This is a genomic window from Halomonas sp., assembly GCF_041689495.1.
GTDB lineage: Bacteria > Pseudomonadota > Gammaproteobacteria > Pseudomonadales > Halomonadaceae > Halomonas.
On sequence record NZ_JBDNGD010000089.1, the window covers coordinates 1 to 5,921 of the forward strand.

Here is a 5,921-nt window from a genome sequence, read left to right on the forward strand (position 1 = left end):
TCTGGGCGAACCGGTTCAGCAGATGCGTCTCGGGGGCTTCGGATGACCAGTTGTCGCGCCGCTGGGTGGGCCCGATGCCCTTTGCCTCCAGTTCGCGCAACAGGGCCTTGTGGAACTCCGGATAGCCTTTGAACCCTAGCTTCTTGACCATCCGCGCCACGGTGGGAGATGACACACCCACGTTGCTCGCCACGATAGTGATCGAGGCGAGGCCTGCCGCTGGGTAGTTGTCGAGCAGCGCACTGGCTAACTTCCGTTCCGATTGCGTCAACGCCGGGTAATGCTGCCGGATCAGTTCGCGCACGGTGGAGGTGGAGTCGGTGGTCGTCAAAACGCTTCCCTTCCCGGTATGCCCTGTGCGGACAATTATTGTTGCGGATCGACGTTGAAACGGCTTTTGAAGAAATATTGACACAAGGACTTACCCACGTCTATATTTTTACGGGACCGTGGAGGAGCCCTGATGTCCAGCGAAATCGAGCAGTCGTCCCGGAGCGTCGAGATCCACAATCGGCATGCCAACGGCCCTGTCGTCATCCTGTGCGAACATGCGTCACATCATATACCCGAGCAATATCATGACCTTGGGCTGGATCCTGCTCACCGGTGCAGTCATGCAGCATGGGATCCTGGCGCGCGCGCCGTGGCCGTGAAGCTGTCAGAGAGGCTTCATGCACCGATGGTGGCGAGCCGTGTCTCGAGGCTTGTCTACGACTGCAATCGCCCCCCCGAGGCGGCCAGCGCGATGCCTGAACGCGCGGAAATCATCGACGTGCCGGGCAATCACAAGCTGACAGCATCGCAGCGAACTGCCCGGGTCGAGGCCGTCTATCGTCCGTTTTGCGAGGCCGTGACGAGTGTGCTGGCACAACGAGATGCGCACGATATCCCCACGGTGCTGATCACGATACATAGCTTCACGCCGAACTTTCATGGTCAGGTCCGTGCGGTCGAGGTAGGCATTCTTCATGATGCCGACCGCCGGATGGCCGATGCGATGTTGGCGCAATCTCACCGCCTGCCGCATTTACGGATTCAGCGCAACGCTCCTTATGGGCCTGAGGATGGCGTCACCCATTCCCTGAAGCTCCACGGGATCGGCAACGGGCTGGCGAATGTGATGATCGAGATTCGCAACGACCTGCTTGTCACGCCGGAAGACCAGGAAACTATGGTCAAGGAGTTGATGCAGCTGATCCACCCGGCGCTGGCAACCTTCGGATTCGAATTCACATCTGAGGGGGGCAAGCAAGATGCCTAAAGCCATCCTGATTTATATCGGTGCCATCGATGCGATGAACCGCTTCATTGGTCGAATGGCGATGTACCTGATCTTTATCTTGATTGGCGTGCTGCTGTGGTCCTCGGCGTCCAAGGTGTTCATGGCCCCCTCGATGTGGACGCTGGAAACCGCGCAATTCGTCATGGTGGCGTATTTCGTGTTGGGGGGTCCCTACTCGATCCAGTTGGGGTCTAATGTGCGCATGGATCTCTTCTATGGCGACTGGAGTCCGAAAACCAAGGCATGGATCGATGCCTTTACGGTATTCTTCCTGATCTTCTATCTCGGCGTCCTTCTCTATGGTGGGCTGATGTCGACGGCATATTCGCTCGGGTACTTTGGCAGTGAGCCGTTCGATTTCTTCCTTAATCTCGTTGGGGCATTCATTACTGAAGGGCCGTCGGCGGCTGGAGAGGAGATTGGCTTCCTGGAACGCAGCCCGACGGCGTGGCGACCCTTCTTGTGGCCGATCAAGACGGTGCTTTGTCTCGGGGTATTTCTGATGATCCTTCAATCTCTTGCTGAATTTTTCAGGGATATCGGCCGTCTTCGTGGGGTGATGGACTGATGCCGTATGAGATGATCGCAATCGTGATGTTCAGCTCGATGATGGTGATGCTGCTCACCGGTCAGCGTGTGTTTGGCGCGATCGGTTTTGTCGGCGCGTTAGCGGGTGTCCTGTTATGGGGAACCGGTGGGGTAGACATCCCGTTTTCATCCGCGATGAAGCTGATGAAATGGTATCCGCTGCTGACCCTTCCGATGTTCATCTTCATGGGATATGTGCTGTCGGAAAGTCGTATTGCAGATGACCTGTACAGGATGTTCCACGTCTGGATGGGGCCGGTTAAAGGTGGCCTTGCCATCGGAACGATCGGGTTGATGGTGCTGATCTCGGCCATGAACGGGCTGTCGGTGGCCGGGATGGCGATCGGCGCTACCATTGCCTTGCCCGAATTGCTGCGACGTGGCTATGACAAGATCATGGTCACTGGCGTCATTCAGGCGGGTTCCAGTCTCGGGATTCTCGTACCGCCCTCGGTGGTGCTGGTGCTGTACGCGATGATCGCGCGCCAGCCCGTGGGGCAGCTCTGGCTTGCCGGCGTGTTGCCGGGGCTGATGATGGCGACGCTCTTCATTATCTATATCTATGTCCGTTGCCGCCTGCAGCCATCCCTTGGTCCCGCCCTGCCCCCTGAAGAGCGCGATGTGTCTCTTGCCGAGAAGCTGCGTCTTCTGAGAGCGGGTTTGCTGCCGCTGGTGATCTTTGCGGTGATGATGGTGCCCTTTGTGAAGGGCTGGACCTCGCTTGTGGAAAGCTCCGCTGTCGGTGCCATGGCCGCATTGCTGGCGGCGGTTATCAAGGGGCGAATGACGCGCAAGGTATTTGAAGTGTCGGTGCGACAGACGCTGGCCATCTCATGCATGTTCATGTGGATCATCCTGGCCGCGCTTGCCTTTGGTGCCATCTTTGACGGGCTGGGCGCGGTCAAGGCTATCGAGGACCTGTTTACTGAGCGCCTGGGGCTATCGCCCTGGATGATTCTGATCCTGATGCAGCTCAGTTTCATCGTGATGGGAACCTTCCTGGACGATACCGCCATGCTAGTGATCGTGGCACCACTCTACGTGCCGCTGGTCGATGCGCTTGGTTTCAATCTGATCTGGTACGGCGTTCTCTATACGATCACGACACAGATCGCCTACATGACGCCGCCATTCGGATATAACCTTTTCCTGATGCGTGCCATGGCGCCACCCGAGATTGGTCTGCGTGATATTTACTGGTCGATCATCCCCTTCGTAGTGGTGATGATGGCTGCCCTCAGCCTGGTGATGATCTTTCCGCAAATCGCACTTTGGCTTCCGGGCTACATTTATGGAAATTGAAAGTTGCGAGACTGAACAACAAGAGCCTCACCAAGGGCCGTATCCGTGTGACATCCGGTAGTTAACCCAAGGAGAGCGAGAAAATGTCAACAAGACGCAAGTTTCTGATCAACGCCGCGGCCGGTGCTGCTATTGCTCCGCTGGCTAGTCGGGTCATGGCCCAGTCTTCCTCCGAGCCAACCATCAAGTGGCGCATGCAGACCTATGCCGGTGCCGCCTTGGCCGAGCATGTCGCCAAGCCGGCCATCGACCTGTTCAACCAGATCGCCGGGGATCGTATGCAGATCGAGCTGTTCTATGCTGATCAGCTGGTGCCCACAGGCGAGCTATTTCGCTCCATGCAGCGCGGTACCATCGATGCGGTGCAGTCGGATGACGACTCCATGGCGTCTCCCACCGAGGTCGCCGTATTCGGCGGCTACTTTCCCTTTGGTTCGCGTTACAGCCTGGATGTGCCGGTGCTGTTTAATCGGTATGGGCTCAAGGAAATCTGGGAGGAAGAGTACGCCAAGGTGGGGGTCAAGCACGTCAGCGCCGGCGCCTGGGATCCGTGTCATTTCGTTACCAAGGAGCCGATTCGCAGCCTCAAGGACCTGGAGGGCAAGCGCATCTTTACCTTCCCCACCGCGGGGCGCTTCCTGTCACAGTTCGGCGTAGTGCCGGTGACGCTGCCCTGGGAGGATATCGAGGTAGCCGTACAAACCGGTGAGCTTGACGGGATCGCCTGGTCGGGTATCACCGAGGACTACACGGTGGGCTGGGCCGATGTGACCAATTACTTCCTGACCAACAATATCTCGGGCGCCTGGATTGGCCATTTCTTCGTCAACATGGAGCGTTGGGAAGCGCTGCCTGAAGACCTCAGACTGCTGTTCGGAGTTTGCTGCGAACAGTCGCATTACTATCGCCAGTACTGGTACTGGGGCGGCGAGGCCGACCTGCGCGTGAATGGCACCAAGCTTGAGCTCACCTCGATTCCCGATGCCGAGTGGGATCAGGTGGAAAATGCTGCTCAGGAATTCTGGAACGAAATCGCGGCGGAGTCCGAGACCAAGGCCAAGGTGGTCGAGATCTTCAAGCAATACAATGCCGATATGCGCAAGGCCGGCCGGCCCTACCGCTACGGCGATGCATGAGTAGACTCCATGCCCCGGCGCCTGCCGGGGCACATTGTTTAGGGAAGGGGCCTGACTGAGTGCTGGGCCTTGTCATGGCGATCCCGTAAGGAGCCTCAGAAATGACCAACGCGCTGGATTTGGATGCCCTCGAGGCCCTGAAGGCCAAGGTGGGGAGTGACGAAGTCGACACGGTGCTCGTGTGTATCGTTGACATGCAGGGGCGCCTGATGGGCAAGCGGCTCCATGCGCGTCACTTCGTGGATGATGGCTGGGACGAGACCCATTGCTGCAACTACCTGCTGGCCACCGATCTCGAGATGGAAACGCCCGATGGCTATGCCAGTACCTCCTGGCGGGCGGGGTATGGCGACTATATCATGAAGCCGGACCTGGCCACGCTGCGCCCCGTACCGTGGCTGGAGGGAACGGTCATGGTGCTGTGCGATCTGCTCGATCATCACACCCATGCGCCGGTGCCCCATGCGCCGCGCGCCATCCTCAAGCGCCAGCTCGCACGGCTGGAGGAGATAGGGTTCGACGCGGTAATGGCCACCGAGCTGGAGTTCTTCCTCTTCGAGAAGAGCCTCGACGAGATTCGCAAGGATGGGTTCCGCGACCTGGACCCGATCAGCGGGTATAACGAGGACTATCACATCCTCCAGACCACCAAGGAAGAGCACGTGTTGCGCCCGCTGCGCAACCACCTCTACGCGGCAGGGATTCCGGTGGAAGGCACCAAGGGTGAGGCCGGATCGGGTCAGGAGGAGCTCAATATCCGATATGCGAAAGCTCTCGATATGGCGGACTATCATACCATCGCCAAGCATGCGACCAAGGAAATTGCCTGGCAGCAGGGGCGGGCGGTGACCTTTCTACCAAAATGGCATCACGATCATTCGGGCAGCTCCAGCCATATCCACCAGTCGCTGTGGCAGAGGGGGATGCCTGCCTTCTTCGACGAAGGCGATGCGCTTGGCATGTCCTCGTTGATGAAGCACTATCTGGCTGGCTTGCTGAAATACGCGTCTGACTATACCTACTTCCTGGCCCCTTATATCAACAGTTACAAGCGCTTCCAGAAGGGCTCCTTCGCTCCCACTCGCACGGTCTGGTCGGTGGACAATCGCACCGCGGGGTTTCGTCTGTGTGCCGAGGGCACCCGGGCGGTGCGCATCGAATGTCGCATCGGCGGGTCGGACCTGAACCCCTACCTGGCCATGGCCGGTCAGCTGGCCGCCGGCATCAAGGGAATCGAGGAGCGACTGGAACTGCCCCCGCCCGCCGAGGGCGACAGCTATGAGGGAGCGACGGGCCTGATCCCGCAAAACCTGCGCGATGCCAAGGACGCCCTGAAGGATTCCGCCATGCTGCGTGAGGCCATGGGGGATGACGTGGTCGATCACTACACGCGTGCCGCCGAGGTAGAACTGGAAGACTTCGAACGGGTGGTGACCGATTACGAGGTGGCACGCGGCTTTGAGCGGTCATGACGCTAGCCCGCTGATGTCGGGGGGTGTCCTTGCAAGCGAGTGCTGCCGGAAGGCATGTTCGCGGCGGGATGGTGTCGGGTCAGGGACCACGAACATCAGGCCTTGCAGAAACTGGAGATGACGATGGGTCACATTCTGAAA

The 5,921-nt window shown here is 58.8% G+C and carries 6 protein-coding genes; 5 read left to right on the forward strand and 1 reads right to left on the reverse strand.

Annotation, left to right across the window (positions count from 1 at the left end; genetic code table 11):
* Positions 1-331 (reverse strand): MurR/RpiR family transcriptional regulator (locus ACESMD_RS02875; protein ID WP_372610162.1); only part of this gene is annotated, 331 nt, incomplete at its 3' end.
* A gap of 132 nt (positions 332-463) precedes the next feature.
* On the opposite strand from ACESMD_RS02875, the gene ACESMD_RS02880 reads away from it, so the two are divergent.
* From ACESMD_RS02880 to ACESMD_RS02900, 5 genes are all read left to right on the forward strand, one after another.
* Positions 464-1,261: an N-formylglutamate amidohydrolase gene (locus ACESMD_RS02880; protein WP_372610164.1), complete on the forward strand. Its 798-nt coding sequence runs from the start codon at positions 464-466 to the stop codon at positions 1,259-1,261.
* Positions 1,254-1,850 carry a TRAP transporter small permease subunit gene (locus tag ACESMD_RS02885; RefSeq protein ID WP_372610166.1) on the forward strand — a complete coding sequence of 199 codons (597 nt, stop codon included), beginning with the start codon at positions 1,254-1,256 and terminating at the stop codon, positions 1,848-1,850. The genes ACESMD_RS02880 and ACESMD_RS02885 overlap by 8 nt, the downstream gene beginning before the upstream one ends.
* Positions 1,850-3,172, forward strand: a complete 1,323-nt coding sequence (locus ACESMD_RS02890; RefSeq protein WP_372610168.1) for a TRAP transporter large permease subunit — start codon at positions 1,850-1,852, stop codon at positions 3,170-3,172. The genes ACESMD_RS02885 and ACESMD_RS02890 overlap by 1 nt, the downstream gene beginning before the upstream one ends.
* An 83-nt stretch (positions 3,173-3,255) precedes the next feature.
* Positions 3,256-4,308: a TRAP transporter substrate-binding protein gene (locus ACESMD_RS02895; protein ID WP_372610170.1), complete on the forward strand. Its 1,053-nt coding sequence runs from the start codon at positions 3,256-3,258 to the stop codon at positions 4,306-4,308.
* Positions 4,309-4,409: 101 nt separating this feature from the next.
* Positions 4,410-5,780 (forward strand): glutamine synthetase family protein, encoded by a 1,371-nt coding sequence (locus ACESMD_RS02900; protein ID WP_372610172.1) that lies wholly within the window; start codon positions 4,410-4,412, stop codon positions 5,778-5,780.
* The last annotated feature ends 141 nt before the right edge of the window (positions 5,781-5,921 follow it).

What these genes read in the sequence shown, in the direction of transcription:
- ACESMD_RS02880 (WP_372610164.1), top strand. Translation starts at nt 464, where the DNA reads ATGTCCAGCGAAATCGAGCAGTCGTCCCGGAGCGTCGAGATCCACAAT.
- ACESMD_RS02900 (WP_372610172.1), top strand. Translation starts at nt 4,410, where the DNA reads ATGACCAACGCGCTGGATTTGGATGCCCTCGAGGCCCTGAAGGCCAAG.
- ACESMD_RS02885 (WP_372610166.1), top strand. Translation starts at nt 1,254, where the DNA reads ATGCCTAAAGCCATCCTGATTTATATCGGTGCCATCGATGCGATGAAC.
- ACESMD_RS02890 (WP_372610168.1), top strand. Translation starts at nt 1,850, where the DNA reads ATGCCGTATGAGATGATCGCAATCGTGATGTTCAGCTCGATGATGGTG.
- ACESMD_RS02895 (WP_372610170.1), top strand. Translation starts at nt 3,256, where the DNA reads ATGTCAACAAGACGCAAGTTTCTGATCAACGCCGCGGCCGGTGCTGCT.